Source organism: Herbidospora yilanensis (assembly GCF_001570565.1).
In the GTDB taxonomy this organism is placed as follows: domain Bacteria; phylum Actinomycetota; class Actinomycetes; order Streptosporangiales; family Streptosporangiaceae; genus Herbidospora; species Herbidospora yilanensis.
This window is the reverse complement of the sequence record NZ_BBXE01000017.1, coordinates 157,137-176,521: the sequence shown is the minus strand read 5'-3', so window position 1 is coordinate 176,521 and position 19,385 is coordinate 157,137. Positions and strand designations below refer to the sequence as shown.

Below are 19,385 nucleotides of genomic sequence, written 5' to 3'. Positions count from 1 at the left end.
CCCGGGCGATACGTGAGGCGCGGCCACCCCGAGAGGGGGGCCGCGCCTCACGTCGTCAGCTCACCCTGTCGTCAGCTCACCCAGGGGCCGCAGTCCCACGAACCCGGCTGCGACGAGCCGAGGCCCCAGCAGGCGTGGAAGCGCTCGCTCCCGTCCGACGGCCGTGAGGGGACGGTCGCGGTGTTCAGCTCGACGTACCCGTTCCAGAGGGCGCTCTTGACCTGGGTGTCGGTGGTCAGCCAGCCGTAGCTGCCCCACAGTTGCCGCTCGATCTTCACCCAGAACGGGGCGCAGCACTTCTCGTTCCCGCTCACCGTCAGGTGCGCGGAGCGGGTGGAGCAGCTGGTGCCCCGGACGTGGGTGCTGATGGTGCCGTCCCAGTTGTAGCTGCCGGAGACGGCCGAGCTGCATCCCGCCTGCGCCGACGACGCGGTGGTGAGGGACAGGGCCACGCCCACGAGGAGGGCGACCGCGGCCGAGATCAGGGATCGTGTGATTCGCATGGCCGTCAGACTCGGTCGGCGCCGCGCCCGCCGGTAAGACCTTTGCGCCGCGATGCAAGGGCTGCTCAGCCGCCGTCGAGGAGGCGGCGCCCCAGCGGGGTGAGGCCGTGCAGGACGGCGGGCCCGCGCCGGGTGCTGGTGATCAGGCCCGCCTGCCGGAGGGTCTTGGTGTGGCGGCTCATCGAGGCGAGCGAGGTGTGCAGCCGCGTGGCGAGCTGGGTGGTCGAGGCGCTGTGCCGCAGCGCGGCCAGCACGGCGGCGCGCGTCGGGCCCATCAGCCCGGCCAGCGATTCGCCCGTCCCGACGGGGACGGTCCGGTGCTCGGCCGCGATCGGGTAGACCAGGACCGGCGGCAGGTCCGGGTCGGCGAGCGACACCGGCGTCCGGTCGCAGAAGAACGACGGGACGAACCGCAGCCCCCGGCCGCCGAGGTGGAGGTCCCGGTCGGCGGGGTAGCGCACCTCCAGCACCGGACGCCGCCAGCGCATCATCGGCGCGAAGCCGCGCAGCAGGGCCTCGACGCCCCCGGCGAGCAGCGTGCCCGTCCGCGCCGCGACGTCGGCCTCGACCCTCGCCCGGATCAGGTCGTCGTGGGCGCCGACCGCGGCGCGGTGGAAGTCGCCCAGGGCCCGCGCCAGCTCGGGCAGGGTGGCGGGGAGCCGGCGCGCGGCGGTGTCCAGTTCGCGCCAGAGCCGGCGCGGGTCCGTCGCGCGGACGGCGTCCAGGCCCGCGTCGAGCCCGGCCGCCGACTCGGCGGGGGTGAGGAGGTCGGGCACGTAGCGACCGCGCGGGGCGAGCCCGGCGAGGAACGCCGCGCCGGGCCGCATCAGGGCCGTCAGGTCGGGGCGGGCGCGCAGCCGCGCCGTCCACGGCCGCAGGTGGATCGGCGGGGTGGTCTCACCCAGCCGGAAGTGGCTCAGCAGGACCTCCCACAGCGGGTCGGCGACGGTGCTCAGGCGGGTCCGCGCGATGTCCTCGGCGGTGAAGTGGATGCGCAGCACCCGCCGAGTGTCGGCGGCCCGTCTTGACACCGGCTTGCCGCTCTGACCTGCGCATATACCTCACCTATACCGTCGGCTCCGATCGTGGCGATCATGACTGACGGGGGTTGGGAGTTCCGGCTGCTGGGTCCGGTCGAGGTGTGGCGGGGCGGCGGGCGCGTCACGCTCGCCCGGCGCGCGCAGCGCTGCCTGCTGGGCCTGCTGCTGCTGGAGGCGGGCCGGGTCGTCCCGGTGAGCCGGTTGCTGGAACTGCTCTGGGACGACGACCCGCCCGCCCACGCCCGGGGCGTGCTGCACAGCCACGTCGCCCGGCTGCGCGGCGCCCTCGACCCCGACCGCACGGGCTCGCGGGGGTTCCGGCTGCTGCTGCGGGGCGACGGCTACGTGGCCGAGACCGACGTGGCCGCCGTCGACGTGCACCGGTTCCGCGACCTGGTCGCGCGGGCCCGCCTGGCCGGTCCGGGGGGCCGGGCGCGCCTGCTCCGCGACGCGCTGGCGCACTGGCGGGGCCCGCTGCTCGCCGACTCCGCCACCGACCGGGTCCGCGATCGGCTGGGGGTGGGCCTGGAGGAACTGCGGTTGTCGGCGGTCGAGTCGTGCGTGGAGGCCGAACTGGAGTGCGGGCGGCACCGTGACCTGCTCCCGGAGCTCGCCGACCTGGTGCGGCAGCACCCGCTGAGGGAGCGGCTGATCCGCGCGTACATGCTGGCCCTCTACCGCGACGGCCGCCGCCCCGACGCCCTGGCGGCCTACCGCAGGGCGCGGGGGGACTTCGCCCGGGAACTCGGCCTCGAACCGACGAGCGACCTCGGCGAGGTGCACGACCGGATGGTGCACGCCGACCGGTCGCTCGACCTGCCGCTCCCGGGGCCCCGACGGCCGGCCGGGCAGGCCGTCGCGTGGTGGTGACCGTTCTGTCACCCGGTGTCATCCGGCGAGCTGGACCACGTAACTCACGGCCGTCACCGTCGCGGTCGTCCCGAGCAGCAGCGTCAGCACCCGTTCCCCCGCGCGCCGGGCTACGGCCGCGCCGAGCAGCGCCCCGGCGACCCCGCCGAGCCCGGTCGCGATCCCGACGTGCCAGACGGGCGCGGCCGGCGGCGTGCCGATGTGGAAGGCGTCGAACAGGCTGTACGCCACCAGCCCGCTCAGCGACGTCGACAACGTCGACGTGAGGGCGAGCGGGGCGGCCCGCGCCACGCTCTGGCGGGCCGCCGCCACCAGCACCGGCGCGAGCATCGACCCGCCGCCGATCCCGATCGTGCCGCCGACCGCCCCGGTCACCAGCGCCAGCACCGCCAGCGGCAGCGCCCGGAGCGGCGGCGGATCATCGTCCCGGACGCGCGTCCCGCGCACCGCCCTGACCAGCAACTGCACGCCCAGCGGTGCGAGCACCGCGATCACCAGCAGGCGGAACCGCGCCGGATCGGCGAACAGCGTCACCCGCCCGTAGGCCCCCGCCACCGCCGCCGGCACGCAGACGCCCGCCACGACGAGGAGCTCGGCCGCCCGCCCGCGGAACCCCGGCGTGCGCAGCAGCGCCAGGGGCGTCGACATCGTGTTGAAGACGAGGTTGGTGGCGCTGACGGCGGGCCCGCTCACCCCCAGGACGCTCGACTGCAGCGGCAGCAGGAACACCGCTCCGGAGACCCCGACCGGCGTGCCGAGCGCCGCCACCAGGAACCCGGCCAGCAGCGCCGGCACGATCTCGGCCATGTCCCCCCCTATTGTCCGTGAACATAGTAGGGAATAACTGAAATCATCGATAAGGGTCGGTGACCTCGCGGAGGCGTTCCAGGGCCCGGCGCAGCGCGGCGGTGTCGGACTCGCCCAGGTGGGCCACCCACTCGGCCTCGACCTCGGCCTCGACCTTCCGCGCGATGGCGACCCCGGCCCACCCGGCCTCCGACAGCCGCACCAGCCGCGCCCGCGCGTCGGCCGGGTCGGGCACCCGTTCGACGTAGCCGGCCTTCTCAAGCTGGTTCACGAGGAATGTAGCCGTCTGTTTGGTGACCCCGGCCTGCTCGGCCAGGTCGCCGATCCGCGTGCCGTCGGGGCCGACGCGGGCCAGGATGCGGCCCTGGGCGACGGTGAACGCGTATCCCGCCTCCTCGACGGCCGCGACCACGCGGGCCTCCATGGCCCGGTAGGGGAAGTAGCAGAGCAGGGCGAGATTCATGGACGCACCCGTTGACAGTAGTCAGATTCTCGAACCATATTGGTTCGAGAATCGAATCATATCCACGGGAGTCCTCATGGACGAACAGGCCGTCTGGCACGCCATCGACGAGGAACGCCGCTCCCTGGCCCTCTTCCTCGACGAGCTCACTGAGGAGGAGTGGGAGACGCCGTCGTTGTGCGCGGGCTGGCGGGTGCGCGAGGTCGCGGCCCATCTCACCCTGGCCCACGTCCGGCCGGGCATGGCCGTCTGGGAACTGCTCAAGGCCCGGGGCAGCCTCGACCGCATGATCCACAACACCGCCGTCCAGGCGGCGCGGCGTCCCGTGGAGTCCTATGCCGAGGGCATCCGGGCGATGATCGGCTCGCGCCGCAAGGCCCCCGGGATCAGCCACCTGGAGCCCCTCATCGACGCCCTGGTCCACGGCCAGGACATGGCCGTCCCGCTGGGCCGCGACCGCCCGATGCCGGTCGAGGCCGCGATGGCGGCGGCCGACCGCGTCTGGGCGATGGGCTACCCGTTCGGCGCCAGGAAGGCCTTCGCGGGCGTGGAACTGGCCGCGACCGACTGCGTGTGGCGCGTGGGCTCCGGCCGGCGCGTCGAGGGCCCGATCGCGGGACTGCTGCTGCTGATCACCGGCCGGGGGGCCGTTCACCCGGGCATGGCGGCCACGCGGGAGAAGAGGGCCTGAGGAGGCGAAGCTAGGGTGCGGTGCATGACACTGCACGACCGCGCCCGCGCGTACCTGGATCGATTCCCCCCGGCCGTCGACTACGTCCCGCCGACCCTCGCCGAGATCCAGGAGAGCCGTCCCGTCGACGGCGACGCCGAGGGCCGGAGCCCGCGGATCCCCCTCCATGAGGTCACCGACACCGCGATCGCCGGGGTGCCGGTCCGGATCTTCCGCCCCGCGCCCGGCGACCTCCCGGTCGTGGTCTACATCCACGGCGGCGGGTTCGTCTTCGGCGGCGCCGACGTCGACGACCCGATGTGCCGCGACCTCGCGGTCCAGACGGGGGCGATGGTCGTCTCGGTCGACTACCGGCTCGCGCCCGAACACCCGTTCCCGGCCGCCGTCGACGACTGCTGGGCCGTGGTGGAGGCGGTGCTGCGCGACCACGCGACGGTCGCGGTCATGGGGGAGAGCGCGGGGGCCAACCTGGCCACCGTCTGCGCCGCCCTGGCCCGCGACGCCGGGTCGGCCCTCACGCACCAGATGCTCGTCTATCCGTGCACGGAGATGCGCACCGACACCCGGGGCTTCGCCGACGAGGGCCACCACAACCTGGAGACCGCCCGCGTGGCCTGGCTCTTCGACCAGTACGCCGGCGACGCCGACCGCGCCGACCCCCGCTTCGCCCCCGCCCTGCTGAAGGACAAGACCGGCCTGGCCCCGGCCACCGTCATCACCGCCGAGCACGACCCGCTGACCGCCGAGTGCGAGCGCTACGCGGCCGAGCTCGGCGCGGAGTACCGCTGCTTCGCCGGCTCCCTGCACGGCTTCTTCGGGCTGCCCGGCTTCTTCCCCGAGGCGGCCGAGGCCAGGAGGTACGCCGCCGGCCGCCTCAGAGCGTCGTTCTAGAACGACCGGGGCAGCCCCAGCACCTGCGTGGCCAGGTAGTTGAGCAGGAGTTGCTCGGTCACCGGGGCGACCAGGCCGATCCGGGCGTCGGCGAGCAGCCGGGCCACCGGATACTCCAGCGAGTAGGCCATGCCGCCGTGGGTCTGGAACGCCGCGTCGGCGGCCTCCCAGAACGCCTGGGAGGCGGTCAGCTTCGCGATGTTGGCCTCGGTCCCGCACGGCTCGCCCCGGTCGAAGAGCCACGCCGCCTTGTAGAGCATGAGCCGGGCCAGCTCGATCTTGGCCTTCACCGCCGCCAGCGGGAACGCGATGCCCTGGTTGGCCCCGATGGGCCGGCCGAACACCTCGCGCTGCCGGGCGTACTCGACGCCGACCCGCAGGGCGACCTCGGCCCCGCCGAGCGCGGCGGCCCCGAGGAGGATCCGCTCGGGGTTGAGGATGTCCCACAACACGACGGCCCCGCCGTGCACCTCGCCGACCACGTTGCGGGCGGGCACCCGCAGGTCGTCGAAGAACACCATGTTGGACGGCGTCGTGTTCGCCCCCATCTTCGGGATCGGCCGATAGGTCAGCGTGCCCGCCGCGACCGCCTCGGGCACGTTGACCAGCAGCACCGTGAGCCCGTTGGTGCGGGGCCTGGCCTCGGCGGCCGGGATCGTGCGGGTGACGAGCAGCATCCAGGTGGCCCGCTGCACCCCGGTGATCCAGATCTTCTGCCCGTTCACCACGAACTCAGACCCGTCGAGGCGGGCGGAGGTGGTGATGGCCAGCGAGTTCGACCCGGCGTCGGGCTCGGTCAGCGCGAAGCAGGTCTCGATCTCCCCGGCCGCCAGCCGGGGCAGCAGGTCGGCCTTCTGCTCGGCGGAGCCGTGGCGGGCGACGGTCATCGCCCCGAAGCCGGGCGTCAGCACGTAGGTGAAGGCCGAACCCCCGGCCGACCCCGACGCCGACAACGTCTCGGTCGCCACCGTGAGCTCCAGCAGCCCCTGGCCGCCCCCGCCGAACTCCTCGGGAACCGCGAGGCCGAGCCAGCCGCCCTTGGCGAGCTCGGCCCACACCTCTTCAGGCCACCGCTTCTCGGCCTCGCACCGCTCCCAGTAGGACATGTCGTAGTGGGAGCAGATCTCGCCGATGCCGTCCCGTACGGCCCGCGCGCTCTCCGGCAGCCTGAAATCCATGCCGCATTCTAGAACGCGTTCTCTATCGCCGGTCGCGGGGCCGCCGGGCGTGGTAGACGAACGCCGGAGGCAGGTTCGGCCACACGGTCCGCCCCATCACGACCTCCTCGAACGAGGCGAACAGCGACCGCCGGATCCGCAGCGCGGGCGGCAGCAGCATCGCGTGGACGTAGGCGAACATCGTGAACGCCCCCTCCGGCTTCAGCGAGCCGAGGATGCCGCTCAGCAGGCTGTCCTGCAGCTTGGGGGAGAACGCGGCCCACGGCAGGCCGCTGATGATCACGTCGGCCCGCTTCAGCCCCCGGTCGGCCAGCAGCGTCGGCAGCCCGCACGCGTCGTCGACGACGACCTCGACCCCTGGGTGACGGTCGGACAGGTGGGCCGCCAGCGCGGGGTTGATCTCGACCGCCAGGTGCCGGCCCCGGCCGCCGAGCCGGCGTTGGATCTCCGCGGTGAAGGAACCCGTTCCAGGCCCGAGTTCGACCACGACGGGGTCGCCCTGCTCCGGGATGGGCACGCACACGGCCTCGGCGAGACGGCGGGAACTGGGGGCGATCGCGCCGACGGAGGCGGGGGAGCGCATGAACTGCCCGAAGAAGAGGGCTGATTCGTTGGCCATGACCTGCAAGGTATGAGGCCGCGGGCAGTGCGCGGGCCGTCCGATCGGCCCGAGTGACCGGCCACTTGGCGGAGGCGCGGAGGATCCGGACCCCCATTTGGGCCGCTACCGTGCATTCATGTCATACCTCCGGTGGCACGTCACCTGGTGGCCGGACCTGGTCCTGGCCGCCGCCGGTGCCGCGCTCTCGGTGCTCGCGAGCGAGTCGTGGGCGGGGGCCCCGCCCGCGTCCGGCCCGCTGGTGCTGCTGATCGCCCTCTGCACCGGCCTGCCGCTGGTCTTCCTCCGCCACCGGCCGGTCGCGGTCGCGTTCGCGCTGGCCGCCCTGCTGATCGTGTTCGACAACGCCGGGTCGGGGCTGGTCGACGGCATCCAGATCCTGCTGCCGATCGTCGTCGGCGTCGTGGCCCGGCAGCGCACCCTCCTCTGGACCGCCCCGGCCGCCGTCGCCGCGTGCCTGGCCACGGGCGTCAACCTGGCCGATCCCGGCATCGCGTTCACCAGCAACTACTGGTACTACGTCGTCGGCGTCGTGCTGCTGCCGGTGCTGATCGGGCGTTACCTCCGGGGCGCGGCCGGGCGGCGCGACCGCGGGGAGGAACCGGCCCCGCTGCTCGACGTGCTGTTCGCCGCCGGGGGAGTCGCCTACGCCGTCCTCGGCACCTGGTCGTACTGGGACGGCCACGACCTGCGGGTCGGCGGGGTCGGCCTGCTGGCCGTGTTGTCGGGGCTGGCCCTGGGCGCGATCCGGTGGCTGCCCGGGTCGGTGCTGCTGTTCGAGAGCGGGCTGGTGCTGCTGGCCGACAACCTCGTGCCGCCGGTCGCCGACACCCTCCGGGTCGTGCTGTTCGTCGCGCTGGCGGTGTTCGCCGGCCAGGCCACCTGGCGGTGGCTCGGCGCGGGCTACCTGCTGACCTGCGGGGTCACCCTGGCCACGGTGATCGACTCCACGAGCGACGTCACCGGCCTGACCTACGGCGTCGTCGCGACCATGGTCGTGGCCCCGGCCGCGATCGGAGCCTACGTGGGCGTACGCCGTACCGCCGCCAGGAGGGAAGAGGAGCTGCGGGCCGAACGGGCCCGCAGCGACCGCCTGGCCGAACGCGAGCGCATCGCCCGCGAGGTCCACGACATCGTCGCCCACCACGTCGGCGCGATCGTGCTGCGCGCGGGCGCCGCCCAGTACGCCGGCGCGGGCGGCCCGGCCGCCGAGGCGCTGGCCGACATCCGCGACACCGGCCACCAGGTCCTCGACGACCTGCGCGGCCTGCTGGCCGTGCTGCGCGACCCCGGCACCGGCGCCGGACCGGGTGCGGGCGCGGCCCTGCCGGTCGCCGACCCGGACGAGGTCATGCGCGACGCCGCCGCCCGGGTGACCGCCGCGGGCGTCGAGGTGGTGCTGGACATCGCCCCCGAGACCGCCAGGGCCGCCCTGGTGGCCCGCGCGTCGGCGGCCAGGATCGTCCAGGAGGGACTGACCAACGTGCTGAAGCACGCGGGAGAGGGAAGCCGGGCGACGGTGAGCGTCACGGCCGATGAGAAGGAGCTCGTCGTAGAGATCCGCAACACCCCCGGCAGGGCCCCGACGGATCTGCCGTCGTCGGGGCACGGCGTGGCCGGGATGCGCGAGCGCACCCGCGCGCTCGGCGGACGGCTGACCGCCGGCCCGCTCCCCGACGGCGGCTGGCGCCTGGTCGCCACCTTCGTCCTGCCGGTCGAGGCGGCGGCCCGATGATCAGGGTGGTGGTCGCCGACGACCAGGCGCTGGTCCGGGCCGGGGTGCGCATGATGCTGGAGGCCGCGGGAGACGTGTCGGTCTGCGGCGAGGCGGCCGACGGCGGCGACGCCGTCCGGGTCGTCGAACGGGAACGCCCCGACGTCGTGCTGATGGACCTGCGCATGCCGCGCGTCGACGGCCTGGAGGCCACCCGGCGCATCCTGGCCGCCCACCCGTCGGCCCGCGTGGTGGTCCTGACGACCTTCGCCGAGGACGAGAACGTGTACGCCGCCCTCCGGGCCGGCGCGACGGGCTTCCTGGTGAAGGACGACCCCCCCGACCGCATGGTCGAGGCCGTCCGCCGGGCCGCCCACGGCGAGCAGCTCCTGGCCCCCTCGGTCCTGCGCCGCGTCGTCGCCAAGGCCCTGTCGGCCGAGGAGCAGCGCGCCCCCGAGCGGCCCCCGTTCCTGACCGACCGCGAGATACAGGTCCTCACCCTGGTCGGCACCGGCCTGTCCAACCAGGAGATCGCCGCCCGCCTCCACGTCGGCGTCACCACGGTCAAGACCCACGTGGCGGCCCTCATGGAGAAGCTGCGGCTGCGCAACCGCACCCAGGTCGCCGTGGTCGCCCACCGTCTGGGTCTGGTCGGCCCCGACTTCCGTCCCGCCGACATGTAGGGTCGGGGTCGTGACAACCAGCGAGGACCGGATCTTCACGATCCCCAACCTGCTGAGCTTCCTGCGGCTGCTCGGCGTGCCGGTCTTCCTCTGGCTCATCCTCGGCCCGAAGGCCGACGCCTGGGCCGTCGCCCTGCTGATGGTGGCCGGTTTCTCCGACTGGCTCGACGGCAAGCTCGCCCGCGCCTGGAACCAGACCAGCAGGCTGGGCCGCCTCATCGACCCCGCCGCCGACCGCCTCTACATCCTGGCCACCCTCGCGGGCTTGGTGCTGCGCGACATCATCCCGTGGTGGCTGGCCGCCCTGGTGATCGGCCGCGACGTCCTGCTGCTGTTCACCGTGCCGTTCCTGCGCCGCATGGGCTACGGCTACGCGCTGCCCGTGCACTTCCTCGGCAAGGCCGCCACGGCCAACCTCATGTACGCCTTCCCGCTGCTCTTCCTGGCCTCCCATCCCGCGTGGTACGCGGAGATCTGCGCGATTTTCGGGTGGGCGTTCGTCATCTGGGGTACGGGTCTGTACTGGTGGGCAGGGGTGCTGTACGTGGTGCAGGTGCGGCAGCTCGCACGCGTTTCCTGAAGAGGGTGATCATCCCGTGAAGGCCGTTGTGATGGCGGGCGGGGAAGGAACCAGGCTGCGGCCGATGACCGCCAACCAGCCGAAACCCCTCCTCCCCGTGATCAACCGGCCGATCATGGAACACGTGTTGCGGCTGCTCAAACGCCACGGCTTCACCGAGACCGTCGTCACCGTCCAGTTCCTCGCGGCGCTGATCCGCAACTACTTCGGCGACGGCGACGAACTCGGCATGACCCTCCACTACGCCACCGAGGAGAGCCCTCTCGGCACCGCCGGGAGCGTCAAGAACGCCGCCGACCGGCTGCGCGAAGACCGGTTCCTGGTCATCTCGGGCGACGCGCTCACCGACATCGACCTGACCGAGATGTTGCGGTTCCACCGCGAGAACCGGGCGCTGGTCACCATCGGCCTCAAGCGGGTGCCCAACCCGCTGGAGTTCGGCATCATCATCGTCGACGACCACGGCCGCATCCAGCGTTTCCTCGAGAAGCCCACCTGGGGCCAGGTGTTCTCCGACACCGTCAACACCGGCATCTACATCATGGAGCCGGCCGTCCTCGACGAGGTGCCGTCCGGGCGGTCGGTCGACTGGTCCTCCGACGTGTTCCCCAAGCTGCTGGAGCGCGGCGAGCGGCTGTTCGGCTACGTCGCCGAGGGCTACTGGGAGGACGTCGGCACCCACGAGAGCTACCTGAAGGCCCAGGCCGACGTGCTGGAGGGCCGCGTCAAGGTCGACTTCAACGCGTTCGAGCTCTCACCCGGCGTCTGGGCCGCCGAGGGCGCATCGGTCGACCCCGAGGCGGTGCTCAAGGGCCCGCTGTTCATCGGCGACTACGCCAAGGTCGAGGCCGGGGCCGAGCTGCGCGAATACACCGTGCTCGGCAGCAACGCCGTGGTCAAGGAGGGCGCGTTCCTCCATCGGGCGGTCGTCCACGACAACGTCTACGTCGGCCCGGCCGCCAATCTCCGGGGCTGCGTGATCGGCAAGAACACCGACGTCATGGCCGCCGCCCGCATCGAGGAGAACGCCGTCGTCGGCGACGAGTGCGTCATCGAGGCCGAGGCCTACGTCTCCAGCGGCGTCAAGATCTACCCGTTCAAGACCGTCGAGGCGGGCGCGGTGGTCAACACCAGCGTCATCTGGGAGTCGCGCGGCCAGCGCAGCCTGTTCGGCCCCCGGGGCGTCAGCGGCCTGGTCAACGTCGAGATCACCCCCGAGCTCTGCGTCCGCCTGGCCAGCGCCTACGCCACCACCCTCAGCAAGGGCGACACCGTCGTCACCTCGCGCGACGGCTCCCGGGCCGCCCGCGCCCTCAAGCGGGCCGTGATCAGCGCGCTCAACGCCAGCGCGATCAACGTGGTCGACCTGGAGGCCGCCGCCATGCCGGTGGCCCGCTTCCACACCTCCCGCGAGACCGTGAAGGGCGGCATCGCCCTCCGGACCACCGCGGGCGACCCCCAGAGCGTCGACATCGTCTTCATGGACGAGACGGGGGCCGACCTCTCCCAGACCGCGCAGCGCAAGCTGGAACGCGTCTTCTCCCGCCAGGAATACCGCCGCGCCTTCCCTGGGGAGATCGCCGAACTGTCCTTCCCGGCCCGCGCCCTCGACACCTACAGCCGCGACCTGGTCCGCTGCGTCGACATGACCGGCGTGAAGGACGCCGAGATGAAGGTCGTCGTCGACTGCGCCGGCGGCACCGCCTCGCTCGTGCTGCCCAGCCTGCTCGGGCGGGTCGGGGTCGGCGTCCTCACGGTCAACAACCGGCTCGACGACGCCTCGCCCACCGAGACCTTCGCCGAACGCCGCCGCGACCTCCAGCGCCTGGCCGAGCTGGTGGCCTCCTCGCGGGCCGCGTTCGGGGTGCGGTTCGACCCGGTGGGGGAGCGGGTCTCCCTCGTCGACGAGAAGGGCCAGCTCATCAGCGAGGAGCGGGCCCTGCTGGTGGTGCTCGACCTGGTCGCCGCCGAACGCCGCGGCGGGCGGGTCGCGCTGCCGGTCACCACGACCAGGGTCGCCGAGATGGTCTGCCGCTTCCACGGCGTCCACGTCGACTGGACCGCCACCAGCACCGACGCGCTGACCACGGCGGCCCGCCACCCCGAGATGGTGTTCGCCTGCGACGGCCGGGGCGGCTTCATCGTGCCCGAGTTCGGCCCCACCGTCGACGGCCTGGCCGTCTTCCTGCGGCTGCTCGGCCTGGTCGCCCGCACCCGCCTGTCGCTCAGCCAGATCGACGCCCGCATCCCCGAGACCAAGCTCCTGCGCCGGACCGTGCCCACCCCGTGGGCCCACAAGGGCGCGGTCATGCGCTCGGTCGTCGAGGCCGCCGAGGGCGGCCGCATCGACACCACCGACGGGGTGCGGGTCGTCGACGAGGACGGAAGCTGGGCGCTGGTGCTGCCCGACCCCTCCGAGGCGGTCACCCATCTGTGGGCCGAAGGACACGACATGGACACCGCGCAGTCGCTTCTCGAACGATGGGCCGACGTGGTCGAGCGTGCCGCCGGGTCGGCATGAAACGATAGCCTGGCCCGGAAACGGTGATCACATGTGGTTGGTGTGGCGCCATGGACCGTGGCCCGTGCCTGACGATAACGTTGGGTGGCCATTGTCCGGCGCGTCTGCCTTGACCTTTGTGCCTGATCAGCGTAAGTTTCGGCATTCGCAAGTTTGAGCTAGTCGTGAGAGAGGCCGAGCCGTTCGATGCCCAGCGTCTACTGCACGCAGTGCGGTCACCCCAACCCCGAGGATGCCCGTTTCTGTTCGCGATGCGGTTCGCCGCTGAGCCCCGCGGCCCACACTCCGGCACCTCCCAACCCCTACACGACGGGTCAGGGCTTCGTCCCCGACAACACCTCCACGATCTCCCTTGAGGCGATCGAGGAGGCCACCGGCCAGGGCCTGCTCCCGGACCGTTCCGCGATCGAGCAGCTCCCGCCCGGCACCGCCCTCCTCGTCGTGATGCGCGGCCCCAACGCCGGCAGCCGGTTCCTGCTCGACAGCGACCTCACGACCGCCGGCCGCCACCCCGAGAGCGACATCTTCCTCGACGACGTCACCGTCTCCCGGCGTCACGCCGAGTTCTACCGGCGCGGCGGCCAGTTCACCGCCCGCGACGTCGGCAGCCTCAACGGCACCTACGTGAACCGGGAGCGCATCGAGGAGTTCCCCCTCGCGGGCGGCGACGAGGTGCAGATCGGGAAGTTCCGGCTGGTGTTCCTGACCCGGGGCTGATCATGGGCGCCGAGGCGGCCAGGGCCTTCATGAGCATCGGGGAGGTGCTCGCCCAGCTCCAGGGCGAGTTCCCCGACGTGACGATCTCCAAGATCCGGTTCCTGGAGGGCGAAGGGCTCATCGAGCCGGAGCGCAGCCCCTCCGGTTACCGCAAGTTCACCCCCGGCGACGTGGAGCGCCTGCGGTTCATCCTGACCGCCCAGCGCGACCGCTACCTGCCGCTGCGCGTGATCAAGACCCAGCTCGACGAGTCGGCCCGCCCCCGGGCGGTCGACGCCGAGCCGGTGGCCGTGCGGCTGAGCCGCGAGGAGCTGCTGGCCGCCGCCGAGATCGACGAGGCGACGCTGGCCGAGCTCGAAGACTACGGCCTGATCATTCCGACGGCCCGGCTCTACGACGAGGCCGCCCTCGAAATCGCCCGCAGCGTCGGCGCGCTGGCCGCCTTCGGCCTCCACGCCCGCCACCTGCGCGCGGTCAAGGCCGCCGCCGAACGCGAGGCGGGCCTGGTCGAGCAGGCCGTCGCGCCGCTGCTGCGCCGCCGGGCCCCGGGGGCCATCGACCATGCCGGGGAATCGGCACGGGAGATCTCCGGGTTGTTACTACGTATCCATGCCGCGCTGCTGGAAGGGGCCGTCCGCGGCTCTCTCGGCCGTTGACGCGGGTCCGGCGCGCGGGTGTTACGTTGAATGCCTGGTGAGTTGAATACCTGGTGAAATGCCGCATCCCGGAGAGTGAGCGCCTGTGTTGCAGATGGAGTTCGTGGGGGTCCGGGTGGAGATGCCCTCGAACCAGCCGATCGTCCTTCTCAAGGAGGCGAACGGCGACCGCTACCTGCCGATCTGGATTGGCATGACCGAGGCGACCGCGATCGCGCTCGCCCAGGCCGACGAACCGCCGCCCCGGCCGCTGACCCACGATCTGTTCCGCAATGTGCTGGGCGCGTTGAAGGTGTCGCTCGAACGCGTCAACATCGTCGCCCTGCGTGACGGCATCTTCTACGCCGACCTCGTGTTCTCCAACGGCGTAGAGGTAAGCGCACGTCCTTCCGACTCCATCGCGCTGGCCCTGCGGACCGACGCGCTGATCTTCGCGAGCGAGGAGGTCATGCGGGAGAACGGCGTCAGCATGGCCGATGACCAGGAGGACGAGGTCGAGAAGTTCCGGGAGTTCCTGGACAACATCAGCCCCGAGGATTTCGGCCGTGCGGGTTGAGTTGAGGGGTTATCTCACCTTCACGACGCGCCGGGGGCGGTCGTTGACTGTGCCTTTCCCCAGTCCTACGGTGCAAGGGAATCCACGGTTGTAGTTCGCGTACCCCCAGATCAGACCGTGGGATGAGAGAAAGCCGGAGGTCCGCAGTGGCGGTCAGCAGCGGCGAGGGTAACAAGGCCGACCAGCACGACGCGGTTCAGCGTGAGTCGGCGCGGGAGCGCGCCGGCGAGCAGGGTCTGCTGTTCGACGAGCGGCCCGCGGCGGTGCGAGACGACATCGGCTACCGCGGCCCCACGGCCTGCGCCGCCGCCGGGATCACCTACCGCCAGCTCGACTACTGGGCCCGCACCGACCTGGTGCAGCCGACGATCCGGGCGGCCCAGGGCTCCGGCTCCCAGCGGCTCTACAGCTTCCGCGACATCCTGGTGCTCAAGGTCGTCAAGCGGCTCCTCGACACCGGCGTCTCCCTCCAGCAGATCCGCACCGCCGTCCAGCACCTGCGCGACCGCGGGGTCAACGACCTGGCCCAGATCACGCTCATGAGCGACGGCGTCAGCGTCTACGAGTGCACCTCCGCCGACGAGGTCATCGACCTCCTCCAAGGAGGGCAGGGGGTCTTCGGCATCGCCCTCGGCCGGGTCTGGCGCGAGGTCGAGGGATCGCTCGCGGAGCTGCCGGGGGAACTGGCGGTCGGCCCCGACACTGACGAGGCCGACCACCCCTCCGACGAACTGGCCCAGCGCCGGCGGGCCCGCCGCACCGGTTGAGGCTCCATCTCCGGGGTACGGGTAAGGTTGTCGTAGCCATCGACCCTGCGCGGGAGAGTCTTCATCCCAAGGATGAGGCGCCGAAGGAGCAAACCTCCCCGGAATCTCTCAGGCACCCGGTACCGCCAGGCGAGGCAGCTCTGAAAAGCGGGTCCGCCGTCCAGGCGGCGCCTCACCGAAGGGGAAAACCGGCCGACGGCGTCCGGTGAAGCTCTCAGGTTCCATGACAGAGGGGGAGACCGCCCTGGTCTCGTCTGCCCTGGAGTTCCTGTCATGACCGATCGCACACCGCTCCGTGACCTGGACGCCCCGCCGTTCGCCACCCGCCACATCGGGCCATCCGACGCCGCGCAGGCGCGCATGCTGGAGGCCGTCGGCTACGAGACGGTCGCCGACCTGGTGGCCGTGGCGGTGCCCGAGTCGATCCGCACCACCGGCGCCCTCGCCCTGCCGGCCGCCGTGTCCGAGCCGGAGGCGCTCGCCGAACTGCGCGCGCTGGCCGCCCGCAACACCGTGCTGACCTCCATGATCGGGCTGGGCTACCACGACACGATCACGCCCGGCGTCGTGTTGCGGAACGTGCTGGAGAACCCGGGCTGGTACACCGCGTACACGCCCTACCAGCCGGAGATCTCGCAGGGCCGCCTGGAGGCGCTGCTCAACTTCCAGACCGTGGTCAGCGACCTGACCGGGCTCGACGTCGCCGGGGCCTCGCTCCTCGACGAGGCCACCGCCGCCGCCGAGGCGATGACGCTGGCCCGCCGCGCCTCCAAGGTCAAGACCGACGTCTTCGTCGTCGACGCCGACGCGCTCCCGCAGACCAAGGCCGTGCTCGCCACCCGGGCCGAACCGCTGGGCATCACGCTCGTCGAGTCCGACTACACCGGTGAGCTGCCCGAGTGCTTCGGCATCCTGGTCCAGTACCCGGGGGCCTCCGGCCGGGTGGCCGACTTCCGCGACCTGGCCGGGCGGGCGAAGGCCGCGGGGGCGGTCGTGACCGTGGCGGCCGACCTGCTGGCGCTGACCGTGCTGGAGGCGCCCGGCACCCTCGGGGCCGACATCGCGGTCGGCTCGTCGCAGCGTTTCGGCGTGCCCCTCGGCTTCGGCGGGCCGCACGCCGCCTACATGTCGGTCCGTGAGGGCCTGCAGCGGCAGATGCCCGGCCGCCTGGTCGGGGTGTCGGTCGACGCCGACGGGCGGACGGCGTACCGGCTGGCGCTCCAGACCCGTGAGCAGCACATCCGCCGCGAGAAGGCGACCAGCAACATCTGCACCGCCCAGGTGCTCCTGGCGGTGATCGCCTCCATGTACGCCGTCTACCACGGCCCCGAGGGCCTGCGCCGGATCGCCCAGCGGGTGCACCGGCACGCCGCCGTGCTGGCCGCCGGGCTGCGCGCGGGGGGCGTCGAGGTCGTCCACGACGAGTTCTTCGACACCGTGACCGCTCACGTGCCCGGCCGCGCGGCCGAGATCGCCGAGGCGGCCCGGGGGCGCGGCGTCAACGTGCGGCAGGACGGCGCCGACCGCGTCGCGGTCGCCTGTGACGAGAAGACCGTCCCGGCGCACCTGGAGGCCGTCTGGGCGGCCTTCGGCGTCGAGGGGCCGTCGGTGGACGACCTGGACATCTCGACCGACGACGCGCTGCCCCAGAGCCTCCAGCGGACCACCGGCTACCTGGCCCACCCCGTCTTCCACGCCCACCGCTCCGAGACGGCGATGCTGCGCTACCTGCGCAGACTCCAGGACAAGGACATCGCGCTCGACCGGTCGATGATCCCGCTGGGCTCCTGCACGATGAAGCTCAACGCGACCACCGAGATGGAGCCGATCACCTGGCCGGAGTTCGCCTCCATCCACCCGTTCGCGCCCGCCGGCCAGACCGCCGGCTACACCGACCTGATCCTCGGCCTGGAGTCCTGGCTGGCCGAGGTGACCGGCTACGACGCCGTCTCCATCCAGCCCAACGCCGGGTCGCAGGGCGAGTTCGCCGGCCTGCTGGCGATCCGGGCCTACCACCGGGCGGCGGGCGACGCCGAACGCGACGTCTGCCTGATCCCGTCGTCGGCCCACGGCACCAACGCCGCCTCCGCCGTCATGGCGGGCATGCGGGTCGTCGTGGTGGCCTGCGACGCCGACGGCAACGTCGACATGGCCGACCTCGACGCCAAGATCGCCAAGCACGCCGACCGGCTCGCCGCGATCATGGTGACCTACCCGTCGACCCACGGGGTCTACGAGGAGACCATCGTCGAGCTGTGCGCCAAGGTGCACGCCGCCGGCGGCCAGGTCTACGTCGACGGCGCCAACCTCAACGCCCTGGTCGGCCTGGCCAAGCTGGGCGAGTTCGGGGCCGACGTGTCCCACCTGAACCTGCACAAGACCTTCTGCATCCCGCACGGCGGCGGCGGCCCCGGCGTCGGCCCGGTCGCCGTGAAGGCCCACCTGGCCGACTTCCTGCCCGGACGCGGCGCCGTGGGCCCGGTCTCGGCGGCGCCCTTCGGCTCGGCGGGCATCCTGCCGATCTCGTGGGCGTACGTGCGGATGATGGGCGCCGACGGGCTCAAGGCCGCGACCGAGCAGGCCATCCTGTCGGCCAACTACCTGGCCCGGCGGCTCGCGCCGCACTACCCGGTCCTCTACACCGGGCGCGAGGGCCTGGTGGCCCATGAGTGCATCGTCGACCTGCGGGCGATCACCAAGGAGACCGGCGTCACCGTCGACGACGTCGCCAAGCGGCTGATCGACTACGGCTTCCACGCGCCGACCATGTCCTTCCCCGTGGCCGGCACGCTGATGATCGAGCCCACCGAGTCGGAGGACCTGGCCGAGCTCGACCGCTTCGTCGACGCGATGGTCGCCATCCGCGGCGAGATCGACAAGGTCGCCTCGGGCGGCTACGACGCCAAGGACAACCCCCTGCGCAACGCCCCCCACACGGCCGACGTGCTGACGGCCGACGCGTGGGACCACCCGTACACCCGCACCGAGGCCGCCTACCCGGTGGCCACGCTGCGGGACCAGAAGTACTGGGTGCCCGTCCGCCGCATCGACCAGGCCTACGGCGACCGCAACCTGGTCTGCGCGTGCCCGCCGCTCTCCTCCTACGAGGACTGAACCGTCTGGCCCTTCCCCGGGGAAGAGGACAGAAACCCATCACCTTCCGCATGTCTGCCGCCCTGGGGCGGACCGGGTCGTTAGGATCTTCGCAACCCTTTCGGCCCGGTTCCCTCTGGAGGCCCCCCGAGATGACGGCCATCGACTCCGGACGGCAGATCGACGAGGCCCGGCGCCTCTATGACGCCGGGAATCTCGACGCCGCCGCGGCGATCTTCGCGACACTGGCCGCCGACGCGGCGGGCCCCGACCGGGCCAGCGCCGCGGTCGGCCTGTCGGTCACGGCCGAACGAATGGCCCAGACCCTGCTGGAGGAGAACGCCCCGGCGGAGGCGGCCGACCTGCTCCTGCAGGCCCTGTCGGTGCCGGGCGTGGCCGACGCGGCGCGGCTGCGCGTCCTGCTGGGCATCGCCCACCTGGAGATGGCCTGCGCCGAGTTCGAGGTCGCGGTGGAGGCGGGCCCCGACGCCGACACGGCCGCCCTGGCCATCGAACTGCTGGCCCGGACGCTGCCGCTGCGGGGGCGCGACGCCGACGCCGAGACGGTCTGGCGCTACGGCCTCGACCACCAGGACGCCGACCTGGCGGCCCAGGTCGAGATGCGCCGGGGCCGCGACTGACCTGCGAGGGTCAGCGCTTGCGGCGGATCGCCGCCGCCATGTTGACCAGGACGATGCCGCCCCAGGCCAGCATCAGGCCGAAGCTGCCGGCCTGGCTCACGGCGATGGCGGTCAGTGGGACGCCGATGCCCAGCGACCCCAGGGCGATCGGGATGTGGCTGTTGTCGGGCTTGGCGGGTTTGATTTCCCCGCGCCGGGCCACCTCGGCCTGAACGCGCGCGGTGATCTCGTTGTCGAGTTTCTCGATGAACGAGTCGACAAGCGCGTCTTCGTAGGCGGGGCCCAGATCGCGGCGGGCAGCCAGGGTGGCGCGCAGGTCCTCATGCGGAAGAGATGTGTCAGGCACGTCCACAAATGTGGCACAACGCCTGTGGGGCGTCATCATCCATTCGGAT

General features: G+C 72.4%; 20 protein-coding genes and 2 riboswitches. Of the genes, 13 read left to right on the top strand and 7 right to left on the bottom strand.

Annotation, left to right across the window (positions count from 1 at the left end; translation table 11 throughout):
• Nucleotides 1–71: 71 nt before the first annotated feature.
• Together AW273_RS10525 and AW273_RS10520 are read right to left on the bottom strand one after the other, a co-directional pair.
• Nucleotides 72–503, bottom strand: coding sequence for a hypothetical protein (locus AW273_RS10525; protein ID WP_062347693.1), 432 nt, complete (start codon nucleotides 501–503; stop codon nucleotides 72–74).
• A gap of 65 nt (nucleotides 504–568) precedes the next feature.
• Entirely contained in the window at nucleotides 569–1,504 is a 936-nt protein-coding gene (locus AW273_RS10520) for an ArsR/SmtB family transcription factor (protein WP_063909905.1), read from the bottom strand.
• Between the two features lie 93 nt (nucleotides 1,505–1,597).
• On the opposite strand from AW273_RS10520, the gene AW273_RS10515 reads away from it, so the two are divergent.
• Entirely contained in the window at nucleotides 1,598–2,413 is an 816-nt protein-coding gene (locus AW273_RS10515; protein ID WP_157555682.1) for an AfsR/SARP family transcriptional regulator, read from the top strand.
• 18 nt (nucleotides 2,414–2,431) lie between these two features.
• Here the strand turns inward: AW273_RS10515 and AW273_RS10510 are convergent, their stop codons facing one another.
• Complete coding sequence (locus tag AW273_RS10510; RefSeq protein WP_062347684.1) at nucleotides 2,432–3,220, bottom strand: TSUP family transporter; 789 nt, start codon at nucleotides 3,218–3,220, stop codon at nucleotides 2,432–2,434.
• A 43-nt stretch (nucleotides 3,221–3,263) separates the two neighbouring features.
• Entirely contained in the window at nucleotides 3,264–3,683 is a 420-nt protein-coding gene (locus AW273_RS10505) for a MarR family winged helix-turn-helix transcriptional regulator (protein ID WP_062347682.1), read from the bottom strand.
• A gap of 76 nt (nucleotides 3,684–3,759) precedes the next feature.
• On the opposite strand from AW273_RS10505, the gene AW273_RS10500 reads away from it, so the two are divergent.
• Nucleotides 3,760–4,374 carry a maleylpyruvate isomerase family mycothiol-dependent enzyme gene (locus AW273_RS10500; RefSeq protein WP_062347681.1) on the top strand — a complete coding sequence of 205 codons (615 nt, stop codon included), beginning with the start codon at nucleotides 3,760–3,762 and terminating at the stop codon, nucleotides 4,372–4,374.
• A gap of 24 nt (nucleotides 4,375–4,398) precedes the next feature.
• Entirely contained in the window at nucleotides 4,399–5,265 is an 867-nt protein-coding gene (locus AW273_RS10495; protein ID WP_062347679.1) for an alpha/beta hydrolase, read from the top strand.
• Here AW273_RS10495 and AW273_RS10490 read toward each other — a convergent pair.
• Both AW273_RS10490 and AW273_RS10485 read right to left on the bottom strand, forming a co-directional pair.
• Complete coding sequence (locus tag AW273_RS10490; RefSeq protein WP_062347677.1) at nucleotides 5,262–6,443, bottom strand: acyl-CoA dehydrogenase family protein; 1,182 nt, start codon at nucleotides 6,441–6,443, stop codon at nucleotides 5,262–5,264. The two genes, AW273_RS10495 and AW273_RS10490, sit on opposite strands and share 4 nt — an antisense overlap.
• A 22-nt stretch (nucleotides 6,444–6,465) precedes the next feature.
• Entirely contained in the window at nucleotides 6,466–7,062 is a 597-nt protein-coding gene (locus AW273_RS10485; protein WP_062347991.1) for a class I SAM-dependent methyltransferase, read from the bottom strand.
• Between the two features lie 118 nt (nucleotides 7,063–7,180).
• Here AW273_RS10485 and AW273_RS10480 point away from each other — a divergent pair, with 118 nt between their 5' ends.
• The 10 genes from AW273_RS10480 (at nucleotide 7,181) to AW273_RS10435 (ending at nucleotide 18,990) form a co-directional block, all read left to right on the top strand.
• Nucleotides 7,181–8,797 carry a sensor histidine kinase gene (locus tag AW273_RS10480; RefSeq protein WP_083949658.1) on the top strand — a complete coding sequence of 539 codons (1,617 nt, stop codon included), beginning with the start codon at nucleotides 7,181–7,183 and terminating at the stop codon, nucleotides 8,795–8,797.
• Nucleotides 8,794–9,459, top strand: a complete 666-nt coding sequence (locus tag AW273_RS10475; RefSeq protein WP_030453589.1) for a response regulator — start codon at nucleotides 8,794–8,796, stop codon at nucleotides 9,457–9,459. The genes AW273_RS10480 and AW273_RS10475 overlap by 4 nt, the downstream gene beginning before the upstream one ends.
• A gap of 10 nt (nucleotides 9,460–9,469) precedes the next feature.
• Nucleotides 9,470–10,039: a cardiolipin synthase ClsA gene (clsA, locus tag AW273_RS10470; RefSeq protein WP_062347675.1), complete on the top strand. Its 570-nt coding sequence runs from the start codon at nucleotides 9,470–9,472 to the stop codon at nucleotides 10,037–10,039.
• A gap of 16 nt (nucleotides 10,040–10,055) precedes the next feature.
• Nucleotides 10,056–12,560: a mannose-1-phosphate guanyltransferase gene (locus AW273_RS10465; RefSeq protein ID WP_062347673.1), complete on the top strand. Its 2,505-nt coding sequence runs from the start codon at nucleotides 10,056–10,058 to the stop codon at nucleotides 12,558–12,560.
• 186 nt (nucleotides 12,561–12,746) lie between these two features.
• Nucleotides 12,747–13,277 (top strand): double zinc ribbon and FHA domain-containing protein, encoded by a 531-nt coding sequence (locus tag AW273_RS10460; RefSeq protein WP_030453592.1) that lies wholly within the window; start codon nucleotides 12,747–12,749, stop codon nucleotides 13,275–13,277.
• Between the two features lie 2 nt (nucleotides 13,278–13,279).
• The gene (gene ftsR / locus AW273_RS10455) at nucleotides 13,280–13,933 is read left to right on the top strand and encodes a transcriptional regulator FtsR (RefSeq protein ID WP_062347670.1); all 654 of its coding nucleotides are present in this window, start codon (nucleotides 13,280–13,282) and stop codon (nucleotides 13,931–13,933) included.
• Nucleotides 13,934–14,018: 85 nt separating this feature from the next.
• Nucleotides 14,019–14,489, top strand: coding sequence for a bifunctional nuclease family protein (locus tag AW273_RS10450; protein WP_156045686.1), 471 nt, complete (start codon nucleotides 14,019–14,021; stop codon nucleotides 14,487–14,489).
• A gap of 146 nt (nucleotides 14,490–14,635) precedes the next feature.
• On the top strand, nucleotides 14,636–15,256 hold the full coding sequence (locus AW273_RS10445; protein WP_062332237.1) for a MerR family transcriptional regulator: 621 nt from the start codon (nucleotides 14,636–14,638) through the stop codon (nucleotides 15,254–15,256).
• Between the two features lie 40 nt (nucleotides 15,257–15,296).
• Nucleotides 15,297–15,391: riboswitch (glycine riboswitch) on the top strand.
• Nucleotides 15,392–15,493: riboswitch (glycine riboswitch) on the top strand.
• A 36-nt stretch (nucleotides 15,494–15,529) separates the two neighbouring features.
• Nucleotides 15,530–18,370, top strand: coding sequence for an aminomethyl-transferring glycine dehydrogenase (gene gcvP / locus AW273_RS10440; protein ID WP_062347668.1), 2,841 nt, complete (start codon nucleotides 15,530–15,532; stop codon nucleotides 18,368–18,370).
• Nucleotides 18,371–18,501: 131 nt separating this feature from the next.
• On the top strand, nucleotides 18,502–18,990 hold the full coding sequence (locus AW273_RS10435) for a hypothetical protein (RefSeq protein WP_062347666.1): 489 nt from the start codon (nucleotides 18,502–18,504) through the stop codon (nucleotides 18,988–18,990).
• Nucleotides 18,991–19,000: 10 nt separating this feature from the next.
• Here the strand turns inward: AW273_RS10435 and AW273_RS10430 are convergent, their stop codons facing one another.
• Nucleotides 19,001–19,336 (bottom strand): hypothetical protein, encoded by a 336-nt coding sequence (locus tag AW273_RS10430; protein WP_157555680.1) that lies wholly within the window; start codon nucleotides 19,334–19,336, stop codon nucleotides 19,001–19,003.
• Nucleotides 19,337–19,385: the final 49 nt, after the last annotated feature.

Excerpts from the sequence above, each read along its gene's own strand:
- AW273_RS10525 (WP_062347693.1), bottom strand. The coding sequence starts at position 503 with ATGCGAATCACACGATCCCTGATCTCGGCCGCGGTCGCCCTCCTCGTG.
- AW273_RS10480 (WP_083949658.1), top strand. The coding sequence starts at position 7,181 with ATGTCATACCTCCGGTGGCACGTCACCTGGTGGCCGGACCTGGTCCTG.
- AW273_RS10475 (WP_030453589.1), top strand. The coding sequence starts at position 8,794 with ATGATCAGGGTGGTGGTCGCCGACGACCAGGCGCTGGTCCGGGCCGGG.
- AW273_RS10490 (WP_062347677.1), bottom strand. The coding sequence starts at position 6,443 with ATGGATTTCAGGCTGCCGGAGAGCGCGCGGGCCGTACGGGACGGCATC.
- AW273_RS10485 (WP_062347991.1), bottom strand. The coding sequence starts at position 7,062 with ATGGCCAACGAATCAGCCCTCTTCTTCGGGCAGTTCATGCGCTCCCCC.
- AW273_RS10460 (WP_030453592.1), top strand. The coding sequence starts at position 12,747 with ATGCCCAGCGTCTACTGCACGCAGTGCGGTCACCCCAACCCCGAGGAT.
- AW273_RS10515 (WP_157555682.1), top strand. The coding sequence starts at position 1,598 with ATGACTGACGGGGGTTGGGAGTTCCGGCTGCTGGGTCCGGTCGAGGTG.
- AW273_RS10435 (WP_062347666.1), top strand. The coding sequence starts at position 18,502 with ATGACGGCCATCGACTCCGGACGGCAGATCGACGAGGCCCGGCGCCTC.
- gcvP (WP_062347668.1), top strand. The coding sequence starts at position 15,530 with ATGACCGATCGCACACCGCTCCGTGACCTGGACGCCCCGCCGTTCGCC.
- AW273_RS10510 (WP_062347684.1), bottom strand. The coding sequence starts at position 3,220 with ATGGCCGAGATCGTGCCGGCGCTGCTGGCCGGGTTCCTGGTGGCGGCG.
- ftsR (WP_062347670.1), top strand. The coding sequence starts at position 13,280 with ATGGGCGCCGAGGCGGCCAGGGCCTTCATGAGCATCGGGGAGGTGCTC.
- AW273_RS10500 (WP_062347681.1), top strand. The coding sequence starts at position 3,760 with ATGGACGAACAGGCCGTCTGGCACGCCATCGACGAGGAACGCCGCTCC.
- AW273_RS10505 (WP_062347682.1), bottom strand. The coding sequence starts at position 3,683 with ATGAATCTCGCCCTGCTCTGCTACTTCCCCTACCGGGCCATGGAGGCC.
- AW273_RS10495 (WP_062347679.1), top strand. The coding sequence starts at position 4,399 with ATGACACTGCACGACCGCGCCCGCGCGTACCTGGATCGATTCCCCCCG.